Annotated in this window: 25 protein-coding genes; 14 read left to right on the top strand and 11 right to left on the bottom strand. The window is 63.0% G+C overall.

Translation table 11 applies throughout. The features are described from left to right. The first annotated feature begins 12 nt into the window (after positions 1-12). Together INT29_RS02825 and INT29_RS02820 are read left to right on the top strand one after the other, a co-directional pair. A complete protein-coding gene (locus INT29_RS02825) occupies positions 13-1,383 on the top strand; it encodes a PIG-L family deacetylase (RefSeq protein ID WP_226841566.1) in 1,371 nt (456 codons plus the stop codon). A gap of 13 nt (positions 1,384-1,396) precedes the next feature. Beyond that, positions 1,397-3,154 (top strand): VanW family protein, encoded by a 1,758-nt coding sequence (locus tag INT29_RS02820; RefSeq protein WP_193070665.1) that lies wholly within the window; start codon positions 1,397-1,399, stop codon positions 3,152-3,154. 40 nt (positions 3,155-3,194) lie between these two features. Here INT29_RS02820 and INT29_RS02815 read toward each other — a convergent pair whose 3' ends face one another. Next, a complete protein-coding gene (locus INT29_RS02815; protein ID WP_135447196.1) occupies positions 3,195-4,268 on the bottom strand; it encodes a GNAT family N-acetyltransferase in 1,074 nt (357 codons plus the stop codon). Between the two features lie 200 nt (positions 4,269-4,468). Between INT29_RS02815 and fdxA the strand changes: the two genes are divergently transcribed. The 3 genes from fdxA (at position 4,469) to INT29_RS02800 (ending at position 7,416) form a co-directional block, all read left to right on the top strand. After that, complete coding sequence (gene fdxA / locus INT29_RS02810) at positions 4,469-4,792, top strand: ferredoxin (protein ID WP_101572533.1); 324 nt, start codon at positions 4,469-4,471, stop codon at positions 4,790-4,792. Positions 4,793-4,795: 3 nt separating this feature from the next. Then, on the top strand, positions 4,796-5,917 hold the full coding sequence (gene dapC, locus INT29_RS02805; RefSeq protein ID WP_193070664.1) for a succinyldiaminopimelate transaminase: 1,122 nt from the start codon (positions 4,796-4,798) through the stop codon (positions 5,915-5,917). 215 nt (positions 5,918-6,132) lie between these two features. Then, positions 6,133-7,416 (top strand): citrate synthase, encoded by a 1,284-nt coding sequence (locus INT29_RS02800; protein WP_101572529.1) that lies wholly within the window; start codon positions 6,133-6,135, stop codon positions 7,414-7,416. 320 nt (positions 7,417-7,736) lie between these two features. Here INT29_RS02800 and dapD read toward each other — a convergent pair whose 3' ends face one another. Next, positions 7,737-8,681, bottom strand: coding sequence for a 2,3,4,5-tetrahydropyridine-2,6-dicarboxylate N-succinyltransferase (dapD, locus tag INT29_RS02795; RefSeq protein WP_193070663.1), 945 nt, complete (start codon positions 8,679-8,681; stop codon positions 7,737-7,739). A gap of 43 nt (positions 8,682-8,724) precedes the next feature. On the opposite strand from dapD, the gene dapE reads away from it, so the two are divergent. From dapE to INT29_RS02765, 6 genes are all read left to right on the top strand, one after another. Further along, entirely contained in the window at positions 8,725-9,891 is a 1,167-nt protein-coding gene (gene dapE / locus INT29_RS02790; protein WP_193070662.1) for a succinyl-diaminopimelate desuccinylase, read from the top strand. A 5-nt stretch (positions 9,892-9,896) separates the two neighbouring features. After that, positions 9,897-10,700, top strand: a complete 804-nt coding sequence (locus INT29_RS02785; protein WP_193070661.1) for a TIGR00730 family Rossman fold protein — start codon at positions 9,897-9,899, stop codon at positions 10,698-10,700. Further along, a complete protein-coding gene (gene folP / locus INT29_RS02780; protein WP_205683597.1) occupies positions 10,697-11,596 on the top strand; it encodes a dihydropteroate synthase in 900 nt (299 codons plus the stop codon). The genes INT29_RS02785 and folP overlap by 4 nt, the downstream gene beginning before the upstream one ends. 31 nt (positions 11,597-11,627) lie before the next feature. Beyond that, entirely contained in the window at positions 11,628-11,897 is a 270-nt protein-coding gene (locus tag INT29_RS02775; protein WP_101572520.1) for a DivIVA domain-containing protein, read from the top strand. Then, entirely contained in the window at positions 11,894-13,129 is a 1,236-nt protein-coding gene (locus tag INT29_RS02770) for a hypothetical protein (RefSeq protein ID WP_135447187.1), read from the top strand. Before INT29_RS02775 ends, INT29_RS02770 begins: the two co-directional genes overlap by 4 nt. A 130-nt stretch (positions 13,130-13,259) precedes the next feature. Beyond that, the gene (locus INT29_RS02765; RefSeq protein ID WP_101572516.1) at positions 13,260-13,430 is read left to right on the top strand and encodes a DUF3117 domain-containing protein; all 171 of its coding nucleotides are present in this window, start codon (positions 13,260-13,262) and stop codon (positions 13,428-13,430) included. An 85-nt stretch (positions 13,431-13,515) separates the two neighbouring features. On the opposite strand, the gene INT29_RS02760 is transcribed toward INT29_RS02765, so the two are convergent. Then, on the bottom strand, positions 13,516-14,178 hold the full coding sequence (locus INT29_RS02760) for an O-methyltransferase (RefSeq protein ID WP_226831081.1): 663 nt from the start codon (positions 14,176-14,178) through the stop codon (positions 13,516-13,518). 12 nt (positions 14,179-14,190) lie between these two features. Further along, positions 14,191-14,523: an MGMT family protein gene (locus INT29_RS02755; RefSeq protein WP_101572514.1), complete on the bottom strand. Its 333-nt coding sequence runs from the start codon at positions 14,521-14,523 to the stop codon at positions 14,191-14,193. An 85-nt stretch (positions 14,524-14,608) separates the two neighbouring features. Between INT29_RS02755 and INT29_RS02750 the strand changes: the two genes are divergently transcribed. After that, the gene (locus INT29_RS02750; RefSeq protein WP_101572512.1) at positions 14,609-15,082 is read left to right on the top strand and encodes a twin-arginine translocase TatA/TatE family subunit; all 474 of its coding nucleotides are present in this window, start codon (positions 14,609-14,611) and stop codon (positions 15,080-15,082) included. Between the two features lie 39 nt (positions 15,083-15,121). Here INT29_RS02750 and INT29_RS20530 read toward each other — a convergent pair whose 3' ends face one another. From INT29_RS20530 to INT29_RS02730, 4 genes are read right to left on the bottom strand one after another with little or no spacing between them, the layout of a single operon-like run. Next, positions 15,122-16,564, bottom strand: a complete 1,443-nt coding sequence (locus INT29_RS20530; RefSeq protein ID WP_101572510.1) for a polysaccharide deacetylase family protein — start codon at positions 16,562-16,564, stop codon at positions 15,122-15,124. A 7-nt stretch (positions 16,565-16,571) separates the two neighbouring features. Beyond that, positions 16,572-17,696, bottom strand: coding sequence for an Mrp/NBP35 family ATP-binding protein (locus tag INT29_RS02740; protein WP_135447185.1), 1,125 nt, complete (start codon positions 17,694-17,696; stop codon positions 16,572-16,574). A gap of 43 nt (positions 17,697-17,739) precedes the next feature. Then, a complete protein-coding gene (locus INT29_RS02735) occupies positions 17,740-18,273 on the bottom strand; it encodes a DUF1003 domain-containing protein (RefSeq protein WP_101572507.1) in 534 nt (177 codons plus the stop codon). A 2-nt stretch (positions 18,274-18,275) separates the two neighbouring features. Then, positions 18,276-19,547: a magnesium transporter MgtE N-terminal domain-containing protein gene (locus INT29_RS02730; RefSeq protein ID WP_101572505.1), complete on the bottom strand. Its 1,272-nt coding sequence runs from the start codon at positions 19,545-19,547 to the stop codon at positions 18,276-18,278. Positions 19,548-19,738: 191 nt separating this feature from the next. On the opposite strand from INT29_RS02730, the gene INT29_RS02725 reads away from it, so the two are divergent. Beyond that, a complete protein-coding gene (locus INT29_RS02725; RefSeq protein ID WP_193070660.1) occupies positions 19,739-21,664 on the top strand; it encodes a calcineurin-like phosphoesterase family protein in 1,926 nt (641 codons plus the stop codon). Between the two features lie 133 nt (positions 21,665-21,797). Here the strand turns inward: INT29_RS02725 and INT29_RS02720 are convergent, their stop codons facing one another. Together INT29_RS02720 and INT29_RS02715 are read right to left on the bottom strand one after the other, a co-directional pair. Continuing rightward, complete coding sequence (locus INT29_RS02720; RefSeq protein ID WP_193070659.1) at positions 21,798-22,874, bottom strand: P1 family peptidase; 1,077 nt, start codon at positions 22,872-22,874, stop codon at positions 21,798-21,800. Further along, complete coding sequence (locus INT29_RS02715) at positions 22,871-24,385, bottom strand: aminopeptidase P family protein (protein WP_096162880.1); 1,515 nt, start codon at positions 24,383-24,385, stop codon at positions 22,871-22,873. The genes INT29_RS02720 and INT29_RS02715 overlap by 4 nt, the downstream gene beginning before the upstream one ends. A 79-nt stretch (positions 24,386-24,464) precedes the next feature. Between INT29_RS02715 and INT29_RS02710 the strand changes: the two genes are divergently transcribed. Next, on the top strand, positions 24,465-25,322 hold the full coding sequence (locus INT29_RS02710) for a PHP domain-containing protein (RefSeq protein WP_096162879.1): 858 nt from the start codon (positions 24,465-24,467) through the stop codon (positions 25,320-25,322). A gap of 9 nt (positions 25,323-25,331) precedes the next feature. On the opposite strand, the gene INT29_RS02705 is transcribed toward INT29_RS02710, so the two are convergent. Next, on the bottom strand, positions 25,332-26,438 hold the full coding sequence (locus INT29_RS02705; protein WP_193070658.1) for an acyltransferase: 1,107 nt from the start codon (positions 26,436-26,438) through the stop codon (positions 25,332-25,334). Positions 26,439-26,540: the final 102 nt, after the last annotated feature.

The raw sequence follows: 26,540 nt of genomic DNA, 5'->3' as shown, positions 1-26,540 counted from the left end.
CACCAACCCAGCATGACCACGAGCACTCAGGACCACATGACCGTCGTACCCCGCATCCTCTTCGTGCATGCTCATCCCGACGATGAGACGATCACAACCGGAGGCACGATCGCTGCGCTTGTCGGCGAGGGGGCGCGGGTCACGGTCCTGAGTGCCACACGTGGTGAGGACGGCGAGGTCATCCCCGCCGACCTCAAAGGTCTTGAAGGAGATCGGGCCGGGCTCGCCCACGTCCGGGAAGCAGAGATCGCCGAGGCGATGTCTGCCCTGGGCGTGCGCGAGCACCTGTTCTTGGGCGGCAGTGCCCACATCTTCGAAGACTCAGGGATGGAATGGGGCGCCGACGGTCACGCCGTCGCCGCCTCGACCATGCCGGCCAATGCTCTCTGTGCGGCCGAACTTCCGACTGTAGCCAGCTATATCGCTGCCGTCATCGATGAAGTTCGCCCGCATGCGGTCATCACCTATGCCTCCAACGGAGGCTACGGCCACCCCGACCATGTGCGCGTCCATGAGGCTACAGTCGCCGCCGTCGATATCTCTTCCTGGAAGATCGGACGACTGCTGTTCGTCGACGTCCCCGCTGAAGCAGCTCGGGAAACCTTCGACGCGAATCAGCCCGGATTCGCCGAAACCGGCTTCTTACCGGCCCAGACGATCCCCACCAAACCACCTGTGGGTGAGATCGTCATCGCCCAGGACATTTCCTCGGCCCTCAACGCCAAACGCGCGGCCTTGGCCGCCCACCGCACCCAGGTGAGCGTCTCGGGCTCCTTCTTCGCCCTGTCGAATAGCATCGGCATGAAGATCATCGATCACGAGTACTACTCCATCGGAGCAGGAACCCCCATCTCAGATGAACGGCTGCAATCGGGGCCCGCACCTCATGTGCTCAGCGACCTCGACATCGACGGCTGCGAGGCACAGACGACGGGTGTTGCCGCCACGGGTGGTGTCGGTGCCGCCAAGCCGCTGCGTCGCCGACGTCGGGAGCCGAAGAAACCCGGCTTCTTCGCCTATGCCCACGCAGTGGTCCTCGCTGTGCTCATCGGCTTCCTCGGTGCGATGCAGCACCTCAACGCCAGCGTCTTCGACGTGGCCGGCGCCACCGTCATCGTGCCCTGGGGCGTGGCCCTGGCCCTGCTCCTGGCTGCCTGCGGTCTCTGGCACCTCAAGACCATGTACCTGAGCTCCTCACCGATGCTGATCGCCGCATTCGTCATCGTCATCCTCTCCTATGTCTTCGGCCAGCCGTCATGGCTGCCTGGCGCGGACATCATCGTGACCGGCACACTGCGCTCAGCAGCGTGGCTGATCGGTCCGATGCTCATCGCCGCGATCCTCGCGTTCATCAAGGTGCGGCGGCCCGAAGCAGCCCGTTAGAATCGGGAGAACTATGCCGACTCAGACTCTGTCCCATTCCTCTCCGAACCCCGGCGGTCGCCCGCAGGGTGCTGCAGAGACTCCGAAGCGCAGACCCTGGCTGATTGCCGTCATCATCTTTCTCGCCCTCGCCGCCCTCTATCTGGTGCTCGGTTTCCTCACCGGACGAGTCCTCTCACCCGGGACGACCGTGGCCGGTGTCGACATAGGCGGTCAGTCCACTACGTCTGCCGAGGCGACTCTGCGCGGCGAACTGGGAGACAAAGCGGGGGAGGAGATTGAGCTTAAGGCCGGAAAGCCCACCGCCGCCCTCGACCCTAAGAAAGCCGGAGTCAGCTTCGACATGCCGGGGACCATCGGGCGGGCCACCGGATTCACACTCAACCCGACCATCATCTGGGACCGACTCTTCGGGGATGACGAAATAGACCCCGTCATCAGCATTGACGAAAAGACCTTTGAGGACGCCACCGGAAAGGTGACGAAATCCCTCGAACTCGAACCCGTCGACGCCGAGCTCAGCTATGTGAAGTCCAAGCCGGAGGTCAAAGACGGCTCCAACGGTCAGAGCGTTGATACCTCACAAGTGCGCACGGCGATCGAGGAGTCGTGGCTGCGCACCGAAGATCCGCTGCCCGTGACAGCCACCGACTTCGAACCCGATATCACCACCGCCGAGGCGAAGAACGTTGCCGACGGATTCGCTAAGGACGCTGTGAGCAAGGAACTCACCGTCCACGCGAAACCTGCGAAGGACGCCGACTCCGATGTCGATGCCGGCGATCTCACAGTCAGCCCGTCAACGGTAGCGAAGACCCTGACCTTTGAACCGAAGGACTCGAAGCTGGTCCCGGTCTTCGCCGAAGAGGACCTGCAGAAGCGTGTCCTGGCGGCCAATAAGGACGTGGGCAAGCCCGCCAAAGACGCAAGCTTCACGATCAAGGGCGGTAAGCCGAAGGTCGTCGATTCCGAAACAGGAATCGGGATCAAGAAGGATGAGCTCACGAAGGCTGTCACCGATGCCATCAAGGGTGAGACCGATAAGCCAACAGTCACACTCGCCTCGGTGAAGCCGGACTTCACCACGAAGGATGCGAAGAAGGCGAATGTCTCAGACGTGATGTCCGAGTTCTCAACCGGATATTCCTCGGAACCCAACCGCGACACCAACCTCAAGGTCGCCACGAAGAAGGTCTCCGGCACAGTGGTGCAGCCCGGAGAACAGTTCTCCCTCAACGAAGCCATCGGACAGCGCACAGCGGCCAACGGATACAAAGCCGCAGGCGTCATCTCAGATGGCCGGATGAAGGAAGACTTCGGCGGGGGAGTCTCCCAGGTGTCGACGACACTGTTCAACGCCGCCTTCTTCGCCGGTTTCGACCTGGACGAACACCAGGCTCATTCGCGCTATATCTCCCGCTACCCGGAAGGCCGGGAATCCACGCTGGACTGGTCGTCGATCGACATGAAGTTCACGAACACATCGAAACAGCCGATCGTTCTCGACATGTACCTATCCGGTGGAGAGGTACATGCGAAGGTATTCGGCGATAAGAAGCTCAAGGTGGACTCAGACTCCTCCGAGAGGTACAACTACAGTTCGCCAGGCTCCGTGACCGATTCGGGTCCCGAATGCACGCCACAGTCACCCAAGCAGGGCTGGTCGATCAAGATCACCCGGACGATGAAGGACATCGCATCCGGTAAGACGACGAAGGACTCATTCGTCACCGTCTATCGACCGGTCAATAAGGTCGAGTGCAAGGACTGACCCGCCTACTACGCGGTCTCGGCTACGAGGTTGACCCGCCTCAGCCTCTGAGAGCGTACCAGGAGCGGTGCCGAACCGTGGCGCCAAGGGACGTGAAGAGGTTCAGCGAGGCTTCATTGCTGGCTTCCACATCGACAAGGTAGGAACGGACTCCCCGCTGCGACAGCAGTGCTGCAACGGCCCGGGCCACAGACCGACCGGCTCCGCGGCGGCGCAGATCGGGATGGGTGACGAGATTCGTCAGCACACCCCATTTGCTGCGTTCGACGATCCGGGCACTGGCGACCATGGTCCGACTCCCATCCGGGTGATCAGCATAGGCGGTAACGAACTCACATGGATCCGCGGCCTCGATGAGCCCACGGAACGCCTCCTCAGAGCCTGGGTCGCGCTCACTCGTCCACGCCGCATAGTGCATGGGACTCGGCTGCTCGCTGACGTCGATCGACAGCCCGGGTGCAGCCGCGTCACCGGGATGCGCAGCCCCAGCAGCCGCCTCGGCGGTGGAACCGGCCAGCAGGAAGACCGGCTCAGACGGGGAGTAGCCCCGGGCCGAAAGCAACGACGCCAAACCTTCGCAGGCCGGAGCCAGCGCACTGGAATCCTCACTTGAGTAGATCTGGATGCAGCTGGGCTTGTCCCGCGCTGAGTACCAGGCTTCGACAGCATCGAGGCTCTGCTCCCAGTCCATTCCGGTGTCCGTCACAGGCAGGCAGCTGTTGGCTCGGCGGGTCACCGATTCGGAGCTGCGCAGCAGCCAGCCCTTCTGCAGCAGTCCGATGTCGGAATCGGTCTCCGCGCTTTCGTTACGCAGATTCTCCATGTGCAGCCAGGAGATGTCCTGCGGCAGCCATGCCGCGGCCGAGATCCTGCGCAGGTCGACAGCAGAGACGATCTCATGGGTGCGACCCGATTTGGTCGGTGCCGGCGGAACCTCGTGGACGAGCATGATCTGGTCCCGGTTGATCCGGATGGGCCCCCGTTTGGTTCCGATCTCCACCGTCGACTCGTCGGCGGTGTTGACGACCCCGAGGGCATCCGAAGTCGAATGTGTATCACCGGGCTCGAGCGAATACCGCACGACCACTCTTTTGCCGGGCTGCAGATCGTCCACTTGTCGCCTTCCGCCGAAACATCTTAGAGCTCTTGCGCCCCCAGCCTAATCCAGCCTGCATCGCAGCGGCCGCAGGCGTGACGGAGGACACGAACGTGAAAGAAGGATCACGTCGACCCGATGGGACCCTACCGAGTCGGAAGGCGTAGTCTTAGGCTGTATACGTGCAATCTCGCTGAGTCTTAATAGGAGTCGTACTCGTGACGTACATCATTGCCCAGCCTTGTGTTGATCTGAAGGACAAGGCCTGCGTCGACGAATGTCCGGTCGACTGCATCTACGAAGGTGAGCGCAGCCTTTACATCCACCCGGATGAATGCGTCGACTGCGGTGCCTGCGAACCTGTCTGCCCGGTCGAGGCGATCTTCTACGAAGATGACACTCCGGAGGAATGGTCGGAGTACTACAAGGCAAACGTCGAATTCTTCGACGAGCTCGGTTCACCCGGCGGAGCCGCGAAGCTGGGCAACACTGGCCTGGATCACCCGATCATCGCAGCCCTGCCCCTGCAGCAGCACGACTGAGCCATGTCTTCTCGCTTCGGCCTCAACCTGCCCGACTACCCTTGGGATCGACTCACCGAGTACCGCAACCGGGCCGCCCAGCACCCCGACGGGGTCTGTGATTTGTCGATCGGCACACCGGTCGATCCCACACCCCAGGTGATCCAATCCGCGCTGGCGGTCGGCGGCGATGCTCACGGCTACCCGACGACGGCGGGCACGGATGAACTGCGTGAAGCCATTGCTTGGTGGTACCAGAACTGGCATGGAGTCACACTCGACCCCGCCGCTGAGGTGCTGCCCACCATCGGTTCGAAGGAGCTGGTTGCGTGGCTGCCCACGCTGCTGGGGCTGCGTCAGGTTGGCCTGGACGTTGCCTGCCCTTCAGCGGCCTACCCGACCTACGAGATGGGTGCCACGATCGCCGGTGTCGACTGTCGTCGTCTCGACGCGGCGGATGTTGCCAACGGTGCCTCCCTCGATGGGATCGGTCTGCTGTGGATCAACACCCCCGGAAACCCGACCGGTGAAGTGCTCGACACCGATACCCTGGCCGAAGTTGTCCGTCGTACCCGTGAAGCCGGAGTCGTTCTCGCCTCCGATGAGTGTTACGGACTGCTCAACTGGGAATCCGAGTCACCGGCACCGAGCATCCTCAACGTCACCGGTGGCGATCACAGCGGTGTGCTCAGTGTGTACTCGATGTCGAAGCAGTCGAACCTCGCCGGCTACCGTGCTGCCTTCGTAACCGGAGACAGCCAGCTCATCGCCGACCTCACCAAGTCGCGCAAGCATGCGGGCATGATCGTGCCGTTCCCTATCCAGGCAGCGATGATCGCGGGCCTGCGAGACACTACTCACGTTTTCGAGCAGAAGGAACGCTACCGAGCTCGTCGGGATCTGCTGCGCAGCGGGCTCGAAGCCTACGGATTCCGTATCGATCACTCGTCCGCCGGTCTCTATCTGTGGTCGAGCGCCGGCGTCAACTGCTGGGACTCACTGTCGAAGCTGGCAGATCTGGGCATCATCGCCGGTCCCGGAGAATTCTATGGTGAGGCCGCTGCCGACCATGTGCGCGTCGCTCTGACTGCTGGTGATGAGCGTATTCGCGCCGCTGCGCAGCGGCTGCACGGCGCTGTCGGCTGAGACGCCGGATGCGACGTTCACCGGCTTAAGGCACATCTCGGGAGCATCCGAACCGGAGTCTGAGACACCGTTATATGGCTAGAGTAAGCAGGTTACCGATCAGTTCCTGTGCGGAGCTGTGATTTTCTGATTCCTACAGTTATCGGTAGTCTTTGAGGGAATTGTGCAAGACACCTCAGGAAGTTCTTGAGGTGGGTCGAGGCTGAGGAGAACATATGCCATCGGATGCGAGTCTGCAGGTCGGGGACACGGAGCTGACACTGCCCGAGGTGGCATCCTCCGCGGGCAACAACGGATATCGCATCGGCTCGCTGCTGAAAGACACCGGCGCGGTCACCTACGACCCAGGTTTCGCCAATACTGCATCAAGTTCCTCGGCCATCACCTACATCGATGGTGACGCCGGTGTTCTGCAGTACCGCGGCTATCCCATCGAGCAGCTCGCTGAGCACTCAAACTTCGTTGAGGTCAGCTACCTTCTCATCCACGGAGAGCTGCCGACCCAGGAGCAGTACGACGCATTCGACGGCCGACTGCGTGGACACACCATCGTCCACGAAGACCTGCGTCGCTTCTTCCGTGCCTTCCCCTATGATGCGCATCCGATGCCCATGGTGGCAGCGGCAGTCGCCGCTTTGTCGACTTTCTACCAAGATGACCTCGATGTCTTTGACGAGGGCCAGGTCGACACCTCGACCTTCCGCCTGCTCGCGAAGATGCCGACGATCGCGGCTCTGGCCCACCGCAAGAACATGGGCTTGCCGGTCATCCACCCATCGAACTCCCTGGGTCTGGTGGAGAACTTCCTACGCGTGAACTTCGGTGTTCCCGCGGAGGACTACGAGCCGGATCCACTGACGGTCAAAGCCATGGACCAGCTCTTCATCCTCCACGCAGACCACGAGCAGAACTGCTCGACTTCGACGGTTCGACTCGTCGGCTCCTCGCAGGCAAACCTGTTCCAGTCGATCTCCGCGGGCGTCAACGCTCTGGCCGGACCACTGCACGGCGGCGCGAACTCGGCCGTCCTGACGATGCTGGAAGAGATCGCAGCCTCCGATGACGGCCCCGAGAAGTTCATGGAACGCGTGAAGAACAAGGAAGACGGTGTTCGTCTCATGGGCTTCGGTCACCGCGTGTACAAGAACTATGATCCACGCGCGAAGATCATCAAGAAGACAGCCGATGAGGTCCTGGCCCGCTCCGGCGGTGACCCGCTGCTCGATGTGGCACAGAAGCTCGAAGAGATCGCATTGGCCGATGACTACTTCGTCGAGCGCAAGCTCTACCCGAACGTGGACTTCTACACGGGTCTGATCTACAAGGCACTCGGCTTCCCGACCAACATGTTCACAGTGCTCTTCGCCGTCGGTCGTCTGCCAGGTTGGATCGCCCAGTGGCGCGAGATGATCAACGACCCCGAGACCAAGATCGGCCGTCCGCGCCAGATCTACACGGGTGCTTATTCACGCGACTACAAGGACATGAACGACCGCTGATCGTCCCTGGCGCGGCGGTGACATCTTCTACAGTCGGCCGCGTTCCGCACTGAAGGCGTCACTTCCTACAACTGACGTCACGTCCTGCAGCTAGCAGAATACGTCCTACATGCAGCATTGCTTCCACCCGTGGCAACACGGTGAGTTGCAGCTGAGTGTAGGGCGTATTTGCATGTTTGCTTGGGCCGCACGTGTTCACAGGGTATTTCGCTGGACTGTCCTTCAGGGCCTTTCAAGGCTGTGAGACGCAGAGATACGACAAAGGGCGCGCCCACTTCCGTGGACGCGCCCTTGTGATCAGAGCTTATGCAGCGTGAGCCTCAGTGCAGGTCGGGGTTGAGCTCGATGCCCTTGGACGTGCGTGAGATCGCCTCGACGGCTCCGGTGACGGAGTTGCGGCGGAACAGGATGTTGTTCTGACCGCTGAGCTCGGAGGCCTTCACCACGGCCTCGTCCTCACCTGTAACGCTGACGCGTGTGCCGGCGGTGATGTAGAGGCCGGCTTCGACGATGCAGTCATCGCCGATGGAGATGCCCACACCGGAGTTGGCACCCAGCAGGCTGCCATTGCCGATCGAGATGCGGTGCGTGCCGCCACCGGACAGAGTGCCCATGATCGAAGCACCGCCTCCGATGTCGGAACCGTCGCCGACGACGACGCCCTGGGAGATGCGTCCTTCGACCATCGCCGATCCCAGTGTGCCGGCATTGAAGTTGACAAAGCCCTCATGCATAACGGTCGTACCCGCGGCCAGGTGCGCACCCAGGCGGACACGATCAGCATCGGCGATGCGCACACCGGAGGGGATGACGAAGTCGGTCATGCGGGGGAACTTGTCAAGGCCGTAGACGGCGACGGGGCCATTGGCCAGCAGCTTCGCGCGGGTGGCTTCGAAGTCCTCCGGTGAGCAGGCACCGGCGGAGGTCCACACGATGTTCGCGAGGTGACCGAAGATGCCGTCGAGGTTGACGTCATTGGGAGCGACGACACGATGAGACAGCGCGTGCAGGCGCAGGTAGGCGTCGGCGGCCGAGGCAGGACCGGCGTCGAGATCGATCGTCGTGGTCACGACCTCGGTCCGGGTGCCTCGAGCCTCATCGGTGCCGACAAGGGCATCGAGCCCGTCGGTGTTCGCGCGAGAGGTGGCGGTCGCCTCGGCGGCGTCCGGGGTGTCTCCCGTGCTCAGGGTGGGGTACCAAGTGGTGAGGACGGATTCGTTGTGCAGGGTGGCCAAGCCACGTGCGGAAACTATGCGTTCTGTCATGCCCCCAAGACTAGTCGGTGGCGACAGTACTAGGCTAAGCGGTATGACTGTCGATCCATCTGCTGAGACCGAATCCGTTTTCAAACCCACCGGTGACCTGGCCGATTACCTGTTCGAGGCTTTAAGCGACCCGGCCGAACTCACGGGCCGCCTGTGTGCCATCGAGTCGGTCTCCGGTGACGAGACGACGATCACCGATGCCGTCGCTGAGGTGCTGGAGCGTATCAGCGCCGGGTCCGGTCCGGATTTGGAGATCCTGCGCGACGGAGACACCATCGTGGCGCGCACCCAGTTGGGGCTCGCCGAACGTATCGTCGTCGCCGGACACTTAGACACCGTTCCCGTGGAAGATAACCTGCCGCCTCGGCGCACACACTTAGACGGCGGCGACTACACCGGGGACGAAGTCATCTGGGGCAGAGGCGCCTGCGATATGAAGGCCGGAGTTGCGATGGCATTGGTCACCGCCGCGGCATTGAAGAATCCGAACCGTGACGTCAGCTGGGTCTTCTACGACCATGAGGAGGTCGACGCCTCCCTCAACGGGCTCGGCCGGGTCTCCCGCAACCACCCCGACTGGCTGTCCGGTGACTTCGCGGTCCTCGGCGAACCCTCGAACGCGTCCGTCGAAGGCGGCTGCAACGGCACCATCAGGGTCGACGTGTCCACCACAGGCGTCCGCGCGCATTCCGCGCGCGCCTTCATGGGTGACAACGCAATCCATGCCGCAGCGGAGGTTCTGTCCCGCCTGGCAGAGCACGAGACCGGGACCGTGAACGTCGACGGACTCGACTACCGTGAATCCCTGTCCGCCGTGTCGATCTCCGGGGGAGTGGCGGGTAACGTCGTCCCCGACACCTGCACCGTCGCCGTGAACTACCGTTTTGCCCCCAGCAAGTCCGCAGGAGAAGCAGAAGGTTTCCTCCGCGAGTTCTTCACCGGTTTCGACGTCGTCGTCACGGACGCAGCAGAAGGTGCCCGGCCCGGCCTCGACCGTCCAATTGCTCAGGACTTCATCGATACGCTCGGCCTCTCACCTGCCCCGAAGCTGGGCTGGACCGATGTTTCGCGGTTCAGTGCGCTGGGAGTTCCTGCTGTGAACTTCGGGCCAGGCAACCCCCTGTACGCCCACAAGTCAGATGAACACGTCGCCGTCACAGAGGTTGCAGCGGCCAGTCAGACGCTGCGCGACTACCTCGAAGGTCGTTGAGACCGATGAGTGAACACGATTCAGCAGCCGCGCACTCGGCCGCAGCGGGGGCAGAAAGCGGTGCAGGCTCACCCGATTCAAGCTTCTACAGCAAGGGGCCCCTGCGTCTGCGCCGCTCTCAGGTACCGGAGACGACCGCCGATCAGAGCCTGCTGGATTCCCGTGGCCCCTCCGATTGGACTCATGAAGACCCTTGGAGGGTGCTGCGGATCCAGGGGGAGTTCGTCGAGGGCTTCGACTCGCTGGCGAATATCGGACCGGCTGTGTCGATCTTCGGCTCGGCCCGCCTGAACCCCCAGACGCAGGCATATCAGGATGCTCGCGAGATCTCGCGGCGCATCGCCGCAGGCGGCAACGCGATCATCACCGGTGGCGGACCAGGCATCATGGAGGCCGGCAATCTGGGCGCCAGGGAGGCAGGGGGAGTCTCGATCGGACTCGGTATCGAGCTGCCGTTCGAATCCGGGCTCAACGATCACGTCGAACTCGGCGTGAACTTTCGCTATTTCTTCGTCCGGAAGACGATGTTCCTCAAATACTCACGCGGCTTCGTGGTCATGCCAGGAGGCTTCGGCACTCTCGACGAACTCTTCGAAGCCTTCACAATGGTCCAGACCGGGAAGGTAACCTCCTTCCCGATCGTTCTCTTCGGCATCGACTACTGGCAGGGCCTCGTCGACTGGATGTCGGCGACCCTTGTGGCCGAAGGCACCATCAGCGACCGCGATATGTACCTGTTCACCCTCACAGACGACATCGATGAAGTCGTCGACATCATCGGCACTGCAATCGATGGAGAAGAACTGTGAAGGATGCAGCGGAACCGAGCACCCTCCTCGGCGGCTTCGAATTGGCACAGGCCCGGCCCGGCAATCCCGCCATCATGGCCGTGATCAACCGGACAACGGACTCGTTCTACGAATCCGCGTCCACCGCCGGGGAGGCCATCGACGCTGTTGCCGCCGCTGTGCAGGAAGGCGCGCACATCGTCGATATCGGAGGGGTGCGCGCCGGTCGTGGCAGGGAGATCTCCGTCGCCGAGGAGATCGACCGGGTCTGTCCCGTCATCGAAGCCGTCGCACACAGCCACCCCGACGTGCTCATCAGCGTCGACACCTGGCGACATGAGGTCGCCCAAGCTGCCTGCGCCGCGGGCGCAGGACTGCTCAACGACACCTGGGCAGGGGTCGACCCCGAACTGGCCTCCGTGGCGGCGAAGAACGAAGTGGGCCTCGTCTGCTCACATACGGGCGGCCTGTCACCACGGACTGATGCCCATCGCAACCGGTACGGCTTGAGCGCCGGGGAGGTCGTCGACCGGACCCTGGAAGGCGTGCTCGGACTGGCCGAGGCGGCACTGACGGCCGGTGTCGCGGCCGAGAAGATCATCATCGATCCGACACCAGATTTCGGGAAGAACACGTACCAGTCGCTGCGGGTGCTGCGTGAACTGGGCCGCTTCACCGAAACCCGGTTCCGGGTGCTGCTGGCCATCTCGCGCAAGGACTTCGTCGGCGAAGCCATCGGCGACGTGGAACCGGCACAGCGTCTCAACGGAACCATCGCGGCCACCGCGCTGACCGTGGCCAAGGGTGCCGCAATGATCCGCACCCACGACGTCCGCGCCACTGCAGACGCCATCGACGTGACCTTGGCGATGACTGGAGATGCCCTGCCCAAACACACCGTGCGCGGCCTGCGCTGAGCAGGTGAGCCCACTGTGAGAAACTAGCATCATGCCATTGTGGATTGTGATCGGAGTGGCCGCGGCGATCTTCGTACTCGTGATCGTGCTGGCGGCAACATTCAACGTCTTCTCCGCCGAATCCGCCGAGGAGACCGAGGCAGCGTGGGACCCCCTGCCTCCTGACTTCAACCCCGAGGATCTCGACGAACTGACGTTCCGGCCCGCCCTGCGCGGCTACCGGATGGAGGACGTCGACGCCGCGGTGAGAGTCCTGCGAACCCGCATCCATGAGTTGGAAGCCGCACGCGGGCAGCAATGAGCAGAGCCCACGACCTCCCCGGAATCACCCTCGCACCCGAAGTCTTCAACTCCTCCCGTCTGTCCCGGTTAGGCACCCTGTTCCTCGCCTTGCCCGTGTGGGTTCAGGCCATCGCCGTCTACTTCGTCTCACGTGTTGTGAGCATCTCGATCTTCGCCGCTGTCCTCAAACGTCAGGACCCGGCGAACTGGTCCTCGAGCCCGGTTACGACGACTCTCAACGACTTCCTCAACTTCTGGGACGGCGGTTGGTACGGACGGGTCGCCGAGGAGGGCTACCCGGGCATCCTGCCCGTCGATGACGCGGGCACGGTGACGGAGAACCAGTGGGCCTTCTACCCGCTGCATCCGGAGATCGTCGACTATATCTCCACGTTCACCGGCCTGAGCTATGAGGTGATCTCGCCGATCGTCTCGACGCTCGCGGCCGGACTCGCCGCCATCGTCATCCTCGTTCTGTTTCGCAGATACACTGATCCCGGGCAGGCTCTGACGGGGCTGGCCTTCGTCATGTTCTTTCCCCCGGCGGCCATATTCTCCACCGGGTATGCGGAGTCCCTGACGCTTCTGCTGCAGGCCACCGCGCTACTCCTGATCGTCGAACGCCGCTACCTGAGCGCGATCCCCGTCGTGTTCCTCATGGATCTGTCACGGCCCATCGGCGTCGCCTTCGCGTTCTTCATGCTGCTGCACCTCATCGACCGGTACGCTCACCGCAGGCAGGATTCCTATCCCATCGCCGAGGTGGTCCGATCCTGGACCTTGGGTGTGCTCTCGTGTGTCGCGGCCCTGGTTCACCCCGTTCACGCGTGGTTGGTGACGGGGTCGATGACCGCGTATACGGATACCGAGGCGGCATGGCACACGGGGGAGTCGACCTATCTGGTGCAGTGGCTGGCTCAGGCCAATAACCTCATCGGTCCGCTGGGCCCGGTGCTCCTCTTCGTCGTCATTGCAGGAATGCTGGCACTGATCTTCTCGCCGGCAGGGGCGAAGATGGGCAGAACCCTGCAGTACTTCTGCCTGGCCTACGGCGTCTACCTGCTCATCTTCTTCACTCCTCAGACCTCGACCCTGCGTCTTCTGCTGCCGCTGTTTCCGATGGCGCTCACCCTGTCTCTGGTCCGCTCTCGCGGGTACAGAGCGGCAGTCCTGTGCGCGTTCATTCTGCTTCAGATCGTGTGGGTCGCCTACCTCTGGCACTTCACTCCACCAGCGGATCTGCCGCCCTGACAGCCAGTCCTAATGTCAGTTTTCGGTCGGGTTACCCGTCGATGACCGGATCATGGAATAATCGTAGGTATTACATTCGGTCCATCGAGCGTGAACCGTCTTTGCATAATCAACGGAAGGAAGAGCCCACATGGCAGCCCAGAAACCCCGCACCGGCGACGGACCTCTGGAAGTGACCAAAGAAGGTCGAGACATGGTGATGCGACTTCCAGTCGAGGGCGGAGGCCGCCTGGTGATCGAGCTCAGCAGAGACGAGGCCACGGACCTGCGTGACACCCTGGCTGAGACCTTGGGCCAGTGACCAGGACAGCACTTTTCCTCAGCTGAGCACAGAGCTCAGCGAAACGAACAGCAGAGACTTCGCAGAGTCTCTGCTGTTTTGGCATTCAGCGTCGGGTCTTCTGCACCATCAGCAGGCCCTGGCCGATTGGCAGCAGGACGTGTTCGAGTCGTTCCTGGTCTGCTAGGCGGTTGAGAAGTCCACGTGCTGCCTGTGTCCGCGGCGAGCGGTCGACAGGGTCGGCCACGCCGCCTTTGAGCAGCGTCTGGTGGATGACGAGGAGCCCGTGGGCGTCAAGCAGACGCAATGAAGGTTCGATCATGCGTTCGAGGTTCGTCGGTTCCGAGTCGAGGAACACCATGTCATAGGCACCCGGCGCCAGACGTTGGAGGACGTCTTCGGCCCGTCCACTCATCAGGCGCAGTCGGCTGTGCCGGATCCCTGCCATGTCGATGAGGTCCCGGGCAGCCGCCTGAGCAGTGGAGTTCGTGTCGATCGATGTCAGGATCCCTGAGCTGGGCATTCCGCGCAGCAGAGCCAGCGTGGAGGTGCCGGCGCCCGTGCCGACTTCGACAGCCGCGACCGGGGTGAGCAGCCGCGCCAGCAGGGTCAGCGTCGACGCTGTCGTCTGCGACACCGGAGCCAGGCCGTTCTCGTGAGAGAGCGCCCGTGCGGCGTCCAGAAGCGGGTCGGGCCCGTTGTACTGTTCGGAGAAGGTGAGATCACCTGAATTCTCGCGTGACAATCGACCCTCGCTTTCGGCTGACATTTGGTTCCAAGTCTAACTGCTTCCGGGGTCGATGCCGTGGGTCCGCCACAGCTCCTCGAGATCATCGACATCGACGAAGGCTGACCTGCTCACCTTCTCGTGCGTGTGAGGGATGCCCTCGTCGTCCCAGTGTTCGCGGGCGGTGGGCAAGAGCGCCTCCGGCAGCACTCCCGCAGCATTGACGACCCTCCACCAGCTGACATTGGAGCCGAACTCCTTCATCACTCGTCCGACATAGCGCGGGGAGCAGCCGGCGACCAGACCGACGGTGCCGTAGTTGACCACATGGCACTCAGGCACGAGTTCGACGATGCGCAGCACACGCTCCACAACCACCTCGTCCATGCTCGGAAATCCCTCCTGTGGCGTGTGAGCAATCCTGTGTTGACCGTGAGTCGAGCATACTGCGGTCCACGGTAGACTTGTGCCCATGTTGGGTATCAACGGCACCGAGATGTTGATCCTGGTGGTAGTGGCTCTTGTCGTCATCGGGCCCAAACGCCTGCCCGAATACGCGCAGAAGCTGCGTGAGCTGGTGCGCCAGATGCGTCGCATGGCCGAAGGCGCGAAGGACAGCGTGCGCCGCGACTTCGGGGATGACTTCAATGATGTCGATTGGCAGAAGTTGGATCCTCGTCAGTATGATCCGCGCCGCATCGTGCGGGAGGCTCTTGTCGAAGAGGATTCAGCCATCCGGGAGTCCAAACGTCGGGAGCAGTCGACGGTGGCGAGCGAGAAGCCGGCTCAGGAGATCGAGGCCGGTTCCGAAGGCTCCACCGACACTGCGGGGTCCGGTGCTGGCGAGTCCCGAGCGCAGCCTTTGTCACCCATCGAACGTTTCCAGGCGCAGTCGGTCATGCGTGATCGCTCAGTCGCCGCGCCCTTCGATACCGAGGCCACCTGAGCCACGCTGGTCTGCATCGGGTTGAACTGAGTTTCCCAATCAGTTTTTGTGCACCGCAGGGTGTTCGGGGTTCGAGCACAGTTCGTTTGCGTAGCCGCGGCAGAAGTAGGAACCGCCCTTTTCGAACCCGATCCCTGCGAAGAGCTGACTGATGGTGACCGGATAGAGGCCTTTGTCCCTCACGGTTGCGAAGACACCGGGTGCGGCATCCACCGTCGTCGGATGGATCGAGTGCATGAGGACGATCGAGCCCGGCCCGGCATCGGCTCCGACCTCGGAAACCGTGCGTTCTGCGTCCTTGTGCTGCCAATCACCGGTGTCAACGTCCCAGATGATCGCCGGCCGGCCGAGAGCGGACGCGGCCGATCTGTCGAGCGCGCCGAAGGGTGGACGCACCAACTTTGGCGCCTTCGACGTTGCTGCTTCAATCGCCCTGTCGGTTCTCTTGACTTCCTTCTTAACCTTGGCGTCGCTCGATTTGTTGAGTCGTGGATGGGAGAACGTGTGGTTGGCGACCTCATGCCCGGCAGCAGAGATCCTCTTCACTGTGGCAGGGTCGGCGGCCACCCTCTTGCCGACGAGGAAATAGGTGATCCGGACCTTCGCCGTGGCTGCTTCTCTGAGCAGCCTGTCTTCGATTTCGGGCTTCCCCGGGCCGTCGTCATAGGTCAGTGCAGCACAGGGCAGCAACGTGCAGGAGAAGTCGGGATCACGCTCGTCGGTGCCGTCGGGCAGAGTGAGCGGGAGATAGAGAGAATCGATGACTCGTATTCCCAGCGAAGTCAGATCGGTTGAGGTGGGAACTTTACCGCCGACGGTCAGGTTTCCGGATTCGTCCGCAGCAACCTCGGCGGGGTCGATCTTCGAGGTGAACATGTCCTGGACATGCACCGTAGTGTCGTGCACCAGGTCGGTGAGCACTGCCCAGGTCTTCTCGGTGGGGGAATGCGTTGTCAGCGAGGAGATGAGGAAGTCCCCACCGGCTGCGATAATACGGTTGCTGACCTCCACGTCCGTGGACGCGTTGTGGTTGTGACCGCTGTCGGAGGCCTTCGCCGAGGTGGCTGTGCCCGGAACGAATGACGTGGAGGCCCAGCGGTGGGCCGGTGCTGTCGCCACAGGGGAGTAGGCCCGGTGAGTGTGGAAGCCTCCTGCGGACCTGATGGCCTGCAGAAGAGTCTTCTCGGTAGCCGAACTCAGGGAGTCGGCGCCGGGCAGACCGAAGAGATGGATGTTCGTCTTCGGATCACGCTTGGCATCGACGATCGCATAGCTGCGGATGTTCTGCCTCAGAACCTGAAGATTCGCCTCTGCCGTGTCCGCGTTGTGCTTGCCTGTTGCAGGGTCGGTGCGATGCTGCCCGCTGCGAGTGGGGTTGTCGCGGGTGGGACCGGAGACGACACATCCGGCAATGAGAGTCAGCGCTGCGCAGGTCGCGAGGAGCGCGAGGATGCGTCGCAGCTGCGTGCGATGGATGATCACGCCATGATCAGACGGGACTGAGACCGAGAGACTTGCCCGACAAGCCGCGTGAGCGATGCGCCAGAGTCGAGGCCAGCGAAGCGAATTCGCGCGCCGCGGGTGAGTCTGGCTGTCCCAACACAACGGGGGTTCCATCGTCTGAACCCTCGCGGACCTGTGTGTCGAGTGGCACCTGAGCCAGCAGCTCAACCTGTGAGCCGATGGTCTCGGACAGATTCGCGGCCACCTGAGCACCGCCGCCGGAGCCGAAGACATCCATCCGGGTGCCATCGGGCATCTCCATCCAGGACATGTTCTCAATCACCCCGGCCAGTCGCTGATCGGTCTGTGTGGAGATCGACCCTGCCCGTTCGGCGACCTGCGCGGCAGCCTGCTGCGGCGTTGTGACGACGAGGAGCTCGGAGCCCGGAAGCAGTTGGGCCACGGAGATCGCGATGTCACCGGTGCCCGGGGGCAGGTCAAGGAGGAGCACGTCCAGGTCGCCCCAGAAGACATCGGTGAGGAATTGCTGCAGGGCGCGGTGAAGCATCGGCCCGCGCCAGACGACGGCCTGGTTGGGCGGGACGAACATGCCGATGCTCATGACCTTCACACCATGGGCGATCTGCGGGATGATCATGTCATCGACTCGGGTCGGCTTCCCGGACAGGCCGAGCATGGAAGGGATCGAGAAGCCGTAGATGTCGGCGTCGACGACGCCCACGCGCAGGCCCTTCTGGGCCAAGGACACAGCGAGATTCGCGGTGATCGAGGATTTGCCCACACCGCCCTTGCCGGAGGCGACGGCGTAGACCTTCGTCAGGGAGTCGGGCCGGTTGAACGGGATCTCACGGCTCGTGCCGGGACCTTGGAGCTTCTCCCGCATCGCGGTGCGCTGCTCGGGGGTCATCGTGCCTAAGATCACGGACACCTCGGTGACACCCTCGACCTTGGACACCGCGGCTGTGGTGTCCTTAGTGATCGTGTCCTTGAGCGGACAGCCGGAGATGGTGAGAAGAACGGTGACGGTGACCTTGCCGCCGTCGATGCTGATGGAATCGACCATGTCGAGTTCGACGATGCTGCGGCGGATCTCCGGGTCGATGACCCCTGTCAGGGCTTCGCGAACGGAGTCCTCGGATGGCCCAGTCATGTGCTCACGTCCTTTCTCTTCCCGATCAATATTCCCGGGGCCTTCAGCCTACCTGCTCGCCATCGGACCGGTCACTTCGCCCGGGGTCGCTGACAGGTCCCTTCGTCTCCTCCTCAAGTTCCTTCAGGAGGTCCTTGAGTTCGGAGCGGATGAAGTCGCGAGTTGCGACCTCACGCATGGCGATGCGCAGGGCGGCGACCTCACGAGCGAGGTATTCCGTGTCGGCGAGGTTGCGTTCGGCTCGCTGCCTGTCATGTTCGAACTCGACACGGTCACGGTCGGTGCTGCGATTCTCCGCCAACAGGATCAGCGGCGCGGCATAGGAGGCCTGCAGCGACAGGATCAGCGTCAGAAGTGTGAAGTTCAATGAGCGGGGATCGAACTGCCAGGCCTCGGGGAGGAGAGTGTTCCAAACCAGCCAGACGGCGCAGAACACGGTCATTCCCACGAGGAAGGCCGGAGTGCCCATGAATCGGGCGAAGCCTTCGGCGCCACGGCCGAATGTCTCCGGTGACATTGCGATGTTGGGGAGTCGGCGTTTGCTTGAACGGGGAACGTCGAAATCGTCAACGGCCACTGTTATCCCCTCCTGTGATCATCACGACCGGTGCGCCAGTCATCGGGAAGCAGCTCATCGAGGACGTCGTCGACGGTGACCACACCGATGAGGTGATCGTTGTCGTCGGTGATCGGCACCGACACCAGATTGTACGCCGCCAACAGTTTGGTGACCTCGCCCAGCGGCGAGTCCGGCGGCAGCGCCTCGACCTCGGTGTCGAGCATGATGCCGACAGCTTCGTGCGGAGGATGGCGCAGCATTTCCTGAATGTGGACGATGCCCAGATACTTGCCCGTCGGGGTCTCGATGGGCTGACGGCAGACGAAGACCGCCGCCGCCAGTGCTGCGGGAAGGTCCTCCCGTCGGACATGGGCCAGCGCCTCGGCGACGGTGGTCTCCGGCGTCAGGATGACCGGCTCTGTGGTCATCAGGCCACCGGCGGTGTCATCGTCATAGGACAGCAGGGTGCGCACATCCTCGGCTTCGTCGGGCTCCATCAGGGCGAGGAACCGTTCGGCCTGCTCATCGCTGAGCTCGCCGAGGAGGTCGGCAGCGTCATCGGGTTCCATCTCCTCAAGGACGGTCACCGCACGCTGGGTGTCGAGGGCGGACAGAAGTTCAACCTGCGTCTCATCCGGCAGCTCCTCGATGACGTCGGCCAAACGTTCGTCATCGAGGGCTCGTGCGACCTGAAGCCGACGTTCGGGTTTCATCTCAAACAGCACGTCGGCGAGGTCGGCAGGCTTCGTATCCTGGTAGGCCGCAATGAGCTGTGTGGCCTCCTGATCGACGTTGTAATCGGTAGGGTGCTCGGTGTCCGTCCAGTCGATCTGCATCGTCTCACCGCGTCTGCGGAATGCGGAGAAGGCGCTGCGCTCTTGGACTCTGCGTACGAAGAGCCGCGTCACCTCCCAGTCCTTGTTCACCTGCTGTTCGATGCCGACGTCTTCGATCTGGATTGGCGAGTTGTCCTCACGCAATCGCAGTCGACGGTCGAGGAGGTCGTTGACGACCAAGGTCTCCGAACGGCGCTGTTCGAAGCGGCGCATATTCACCAGCCCGGTGGTGATGACCTGACCGGAATCGATCGACGTCACCCGACCCATCGGCACGAAGACGCGTCGCCGACCCGGAACTTCGACGACGAGACCGATGACGCGGGGAAACTGGCGCATGGTGGCCCGGTAGACGATGACGGCGTCTCGAACGCGTCCGACCTGATCCCCGAGAGGGTCGAAGACGGGGACGGCGATGAGGCGCGCGACGAAGACTCTTTTCGGTGGACCACTCATGGTCTTAAGCCTACGGGGTCATCGCAGCAGTGTGTGCGAAACGCGTCTGGGCCACTGGCCGTGAGCAGGTTCCACGGACGCATCATCTCCCGTTCATCACACGGTCGTGCCTGCGCCATTCAGGATTCTCTCAGCTTCCCTAAGGTCTTTTCTCGGCAGCTCTTCTCACTACCGAAAACAAGGAGAACTAAATGTTCGAGAGACGACTTCGTCCGAGTGCGATGACGGGGCTCAGCGCCTGTGCCGCTCTCGCCCTGACGGCGCCGCTGGTGTGCGCCAGCTCCGCAGCGGCCGCCGAAACACCGGCTGAACTCTATGAAGGCCACGTGCAGGTCGACCGGGGCCAGGCCGATGACCCCGAGGCATTGCAGGGGCAGGTGTTCGACGATGTCAACGAGAACTCGAAGCTCGACGGCGACGAGACCGGCATCGCCGATGTCGCAGTGACCAACGGCGTCGACGTCGTCCAGACCGACGGAGAAGGCACCTACGAGCTGCCCGTGCGCGACAATATGACGGTCTCCATCACCCAGCCCTCCGGTTGGCAGGTTCCTGTCGACTCGGATAATTTCGCGCAGTTCAGCTACAACCATCTGCCCAAGGGCTCACCAGGCCTCAAATACGGCGGAATCAAACCCACGGGCGAGACTCCGAAGGCCGTGAACTTCCCGATGATCGAGTCCGCGGCGACCGCCTCGGCGAAGCAGAACTGCGCGATCGCCTCCGACACGCAGGCCTATGACAAGACCGAGATGGGCTACGCGCGTGACGGCGCAGTCGGCGACCTTGCCGATCGTGACGACTACAAGGGCTGCGGCGTCCTCCTGCTGGGAGACAATGTGGGCGACGACCTCAGCCTCAATGACGAGCTCCGCGACGTCTACTCGCAGATGAACGGACCTGTCCGTGCCGCACCGGGCAATCATGACCAGGACTACGATTCGCCCGACGATGCTCACGCGCTCGACACCTTCCGTGACCAGTTCGGTCCCGGCTACTTCTCCTATGACGTCGGCGAGACGCACTTCGTCGTCCTCGACAGCATCGAGTACTCGGGCAACGCTTCGACGAAGAAGTACAAGGAGAAGATCGGTGAAGAGCAGCTGGAATGGCTGGAGAACGATCTGAAGAACGTGGCGAAGAACGACCACGTCGTCATCGCCACACACGCACCGATCGTCGACCACCAGCAGGTCATCGTCGATGACGCACCCGACCTCTACGATGTCATCGCCGACTACCCGAATGCGGTGACGATCGGCGGTCACACGCACACGCAGGAGAACCTCGTCGCCGGCGAACAGCGCAAGGAATGGGCCGACGCGGGCATCGACACCCTGCCGAACACCCAGATCGTCGCCGGTGCCGTCTCCGGTGACTGGTACTCCGGCGGACTCAACGCAGACGGGCTTCCCTACGCCTTCACTCGCGATGGGTCAGAACCCGGCATTCTCTCCCTCGAATTCGACGGCTCCGACCGCAGCGAGCGCTACACGGTCCGCAACGAATCCGATGATCATCAGCTGCTGTTGGGTGTGAACTCACCCAAATGGCGCGACTGGGCACAGAAGGCTCAGGACTGGCAGGACGCGGACAAGGCAGGCGAAGAGCCTGAGGCCATCTCCGAGCGCGTCGTCACCCGCGAGGACCTCAAACAGGGCGACACCTGGCTGACCTCAAGCTTCCTCGCAGGGACCTCGGATGCCCGAGTCGAGATGAGCTTCGACGGCAAGGCGAACACCGTCGCCGAGCACACTCAGCCCGGCAAGGGCGAGTCGCTGGCCAAGGGCTGGGAATACTCCGACCCGTACACGACATCGCAGAACCTGCGCACCTCGGGCAGCGTCGGTCAGACCAGTTCGCACCTGTGGCGCACAGAGATCCCCTCCGACCTCGACCTGGGCACGCACACCGTCGAAGTCACCGGCACGGACCGCTACGGTCGTGAGTCCACGGAGACCATCCGCTTCACTGTCGTCGAGGACGAGGCCGCTGCGGAGCAGACCTCGAAGAAGCTGCTGCCGGAAGACGGATTCGACACACAGCAGGAGACCAAGGTCGACGAAGACGATCGCAAGGGGCTCGGCTCGGACGAGGCGCGACAGGCCGCGAACTGAGAGATTCCTTTGTGCGAATCGGTTGAGCTTGATTCGCATAGGACAGGGGCGGGCACCAACATCATCGATGTCGGCGCCCGCCCCTGTTTCAGTCTGCAGCCAGTCAGTCGGTCAAGTCGCCGCCGTGATCTGCTCAGTCCAATGCGGCGAAAGCCTGCGCAAACTCGGGGGCGATGTCGCTGAGTGTCGGTGGCTGGTCCCACGAGTCCTCCACCGGTGCGGCAGCGACGTGAGCGTCGATGACGGCCAAGCTCAGGGCATCCGCTGCCGCGGCGGTGATCGAGACCTGGTCGAGTGTCGAGGCCGCGAAGTCTGTAGGCAGGTCGACCTCACCAGTCGCGATGGAGAAGACGGTGTCGCCATCGAAGAGCGTGTGCGAGGGGTGGACCGCCCGCGCGATGCCGGCGTGAGCACCTGAGGCCATGCGGGTGACCTGGGCCGGATCCAAGGTGGCGTTCGTGGCGACGATGGCGATGGTCGTGTTCTTCGCCGAGGTGGCCTCCGCCGTGGATACGGGGGCCGCGGGCAGGTGCCCGATCCCGGGCAGATCTAACCCATAGGAGCGCAGAAGTGGGTGCGCCCACAGCGTGCCATCGGGGGTGCCGATCGTCCCGAGCGGGTTGGCCACCACAAGCGCGGCGACAATGTACCCGCTGGGCAGTCGGATCGAGACCGAACCCAATGAGCTGCGCATGGTCTGCATTCCCGATCGAGCACCAAGACCGGCGCCGAGGCTGCCCCTGACCGAGGTTGGCTCTGCCCCTTCGTGGGTTGGCTGCAGAGCGCTATGAGCCGCAGCGACGCCGTCGTCGTGTGTGGGCGGACGGGCCGTCCCATCGCCGCGCCCGAGATCGAAGATCGCGGCCGCCGGGACGAGGGGAATGACCGTGTCCGCAAGTCCTGGGGCGGGGAATCCACGCCCCGCCTCGGCGAGGGTGGCAACGACACCGCTGACAGACTGCAGTCCCAGTGCCGAGCCCCCGGTGAGGACGATCGCATCGGCACCGTAGGAATGGGTGCCGGGGGCGATGACGTCCGTTTCATGGGTGGCTGGCCCGCCGCCGCGGACGTCGACGCCGACCTGCGCTCCTGGGGGAGGCAGTACGGCGGTGACGCCGGTCAGCCGATGCGGGGCGAACTGACCGGCGTGGCCCACAGCGATCCCCGGGATCTCCAGGATGCCCCGACCCCGTATCGGGCCTGCGTTCATCGTCCCTGGACCCAAGCCTCTACCTCGGCGCGGGTGCGCGGGAAGTCGGCCGAGAGGTTCTCGACCCCATCTGCGGTGACGAGCACGTCGTCTTCGATGCGGACACCGTTGCCGCGGAATTCTTCGGGCAGGAGCAGGTCATCGGTCTTGAAGTACAACCCGGGCTCGATCGTGAAGACCATGCCGGGTTCGAGCACTGCATCGAGATACATCTCGGCCCGAGCCTGCGCACAGTCGTGGACGTCGAGTCCCAGGTGGTGGCTGGTTCCGTGCACCATCCACCGGCGGTGATGCTGGCCTTCCGGCGACAGCGACTGGGCCGCAGAGACCGGCAGGATGCCGAATTCTTCGAGACGAGCGGCGATGACCTCCATCGCCGCTCCGTGGATTTCGCGGAACTTGACCTCACGGTTGACGTGATCAGCGGCGACAGCGAAGGCCGCATCCGAAGCGTCGAGGACGGCATCGTAGATCTTCGCCTGGACCTCGGTGAAGGTTCCGGAAACCGGGAGAGTGCGGGTGATGTCGGCGGTGTAGAGGGAATCCGCCTCTGCGCCGGCATCGACGAGGACGAGATCCCCGGCCTGCACCGCACCGTCATTGCGGATCCAGTGCAAGGTGCAGGCGTGATTGCCTGCGGCCGCGATCGTGTCGTAGCCGATGCCGTTGCCATCGGAGCGGGCAGCGGTTTCGAATGCAGTCTCGATGATGCGTTCGCCGCGTCGATGGGCGAGTGCATCGGGCAGTGCGGCGACGACGTTGTCGAAGCCGGAGCGGGTGATGGCCACGGCTTCACGCAGAGCCTTCACCTCATGCTCGTCCTTGATCAGTCGCAGCTCGGACAGCAGCTGTGTCAGCTCGGCATCGCCGGCTTCGGAGATCTCGAGATCGGCCTGCACCTGGGTGCGGGCGACGTCGATGACAGAGTCGATGCGGGCATCGGCCTGGCGGACCAGTCGAACGGAGATCGCGCCGAGGTCTTTGGTGATCGCGTCGTCGACTGTGGCCGAGCTCTCGGTGGCGATACCTGTCATCGTCGACATCGCTTCGAGGTCGGCGCGGGGTCCGACCCAGTATTCGCCGTACCGGGAGTCGGAAAAGAACTCGACGGTGTCCGACCCTGCGCGGGGGCGGAAGTACAAGGTCACGTTGTGGGTGTCGTCCTCGGGCTCGAAGACGAGGACGGCGTCGGGCTCAGAGTCGGCCTCGAGTCCGGTTAGGTGGATGAATGCAGAGTGGGCGCGGAACCGGTAGTCGGTGTCGTTTGAGCGCACCTTGTGACCGCCGGCTGGGATGACGAGTCGTTCACCGGGGAAGGCCGCGGAGACCTGTGCCCGCCGTTCGGGAGTGAACCCGGCTGCGGCAAGAGCCTGAGCGTCTAGCGGCGTGCGGTCCCACCCCTCGGCGACGAAATCGCGGAATGCTTGCGAATTGGGGCGGTGGGAGCGGTTGTTGACGCGATCGTCGAGGGCCTGGGTCGTGTCGGTGCTATCTTCATTCTGGGCTGTCATGCTTCCATTCTAGGCTCTGCCTGCAGGCAGAGCCTGAACGAGGATGAGCTTCCTCGGTGACAGCGGATAGACTGGGTGCATGGTCATTGATCTCCATGTGCACACTGCGTTCTCGGACGGGACTCAAACCCCGTCCGAACTTATGTCCGAAGCGTCGATGGAAGGCATCGACGTGCTCGGCCTCACGGACCATGATTCCACCGCCGGGTGGGCGCCAGCGGAAGCTGCCGCCAGGGTCTACGGTCTGGGTCTGGTCCGGGGAATGGAGATCTCGTGTCGACACGAGGGAATCAGCGTGCACCTGCTGTCCTACCTCCACGACCCCTATGACACAGGTTTGGCCGCGGTGGTCGAGGAGACCCGACGCGCCCGGATTGATCGCACTCACCTCATCATCGATCGTCTCGCAGAGGACTACCCAATCGACATGGACGCGGTTCTCGCAGTCTCCGGTGAAGATGCGACGATCGGTCGACCTCATATCGCCGACGCTCTGGTCGCCGCCGGAATCGTCGAGTCGCGCACCGAAGCCTTCGGCTCGATCCTGTCCAGCCACGGCAAATACCATGTCAGTCTGCCGACGATCGATCCCATCACGGCCATCTCACTGATTCGAGAGGCCGGGGGAGTCTCCGTCTTCGCCCACCCGCGCGCCGCAATGCGCGGACTGGTCGTCCCCGATACGGCGATGGCCGAATTCATCGCCGTCGGTCTCGACGGTCTTGAGGTCGATCATCGAGACAACCCGCCGAACGAACGCGAGATCATGCGCAGGCTCGCGAACGAGCATGATCTCATCATCACCGGGTCGAGTGATTATCACGGCACTGGAAAGCCCAACCGGCTGGGTGAGCACGTGACGACGGACCACATGTTCGCAAAGCTCCTCGATCGTGCGAACTCCCGTCCTGGGGGAGTCGACTTCATTCAGGGCTGAGCACCGACCTCACCCGAGGATTCTGCGCAGGCGCAGCTTTCCCCACGCCAAGCTGAGTGCGTAGGACAAGACCGCGGTCAGGCCGAGATAGCCCACATACTGCACAACCAGCAGCAGGGGCGAGGCATCGACGACGAAGAGGCGCTCGAAGAAGAGCTCGAGGAAGAAGACATGGACGAGGAAAGCACCGAATGAGGCACCAGCCAGTTTCGTGAAGAACCGTTTCGTGCGCTCTCCCAGTTCGATGCGGGAGATGATGAGGATGACGCTGACCGCCAGTCCCACGATGAGCGGGTTGGCATTGGCAATCGGGTACGAATAGTCCGATTCCCAAAAGAAGACCCCAGCTGCGCAGACTCCGAAAGCGAGCACGAGGGTCCACCTGGGTGGTCGCAGATCCTTTGCATAGTGGATGAAGAATGCACCCATGCAGAAGTACACCACCTGGTAGGTCGCAAAACCCCACCTCCAGGCGTCCTGACTGGAACCGAGCTGCTCAAGCACGAACGGCGCCCAGACGCTCGAGCCGGCCAAGACGACGGCCAGGGCTGCGAGCTTCCACGGCCGCTGCCCGCGCCAGAACAGCACGAGAGTTCCGAAGACGAGGATGAGTGGGATATAAGCGTAGAGATACCAGAGGTGGAAGGCAGGACGGTCGGCTTCGAGGAAGGTTCTGACCAGGTCGTGTCGCACATCGACACTGTCAGTGTCGAAGAGATTGAAGCCGAGGATGAAGATGATCGACCACGCGAACAGCGGCACGAAATGACGGATGATGCGATCCCAAACCTTCGCGCCTGACCGCGGGGGTGCACCCACCAGGGTCGCCCAGCCGGCGATCATGAAGAACATCGGCACCGCCCACGGATTGACCGCCTCGGCGAGGTGGCCCAACAGCCAGGCGTGACTGCTCTCTTCGGCCTCACCGCGTCCGATGAGGAAACCACCGGAATGTCCGACCATCACAGTCAGTCCGGCCAGGACCCGCATGACATCGACGTCGTGGCGGTGGCCTTGGGAAGCGAGGGGGAATTCCTGAGGCCGTGTCTGGGGGCGGATGCCATCCGGTGGTGGTGCTTCGAAGGACTCCGCATCCGGTGGGTGTGAACCGAACAAAACTCACTCGCGTTCATGCTAGACGACATAGGCTCAGCCATTGTCTGGGCACGAATTGAACGCAATATGAACGAGCGGCCCCGGCCGGTGTGGTCGGGGCCG

Origin of the sequence: Brevibacterium sp. FME37, assembly GCF_014897485.1 — a bacterium.
In the GTDB taxonomy this organism is placed as follows: Bacteria; Actinomycetota; Actinomycetes; order Actinomycetales; family Brevibacteriaceae; genus Brevibacterium.
This window is presented reverse-complemented; position numbering and strand designations above follow the sequence as displayed.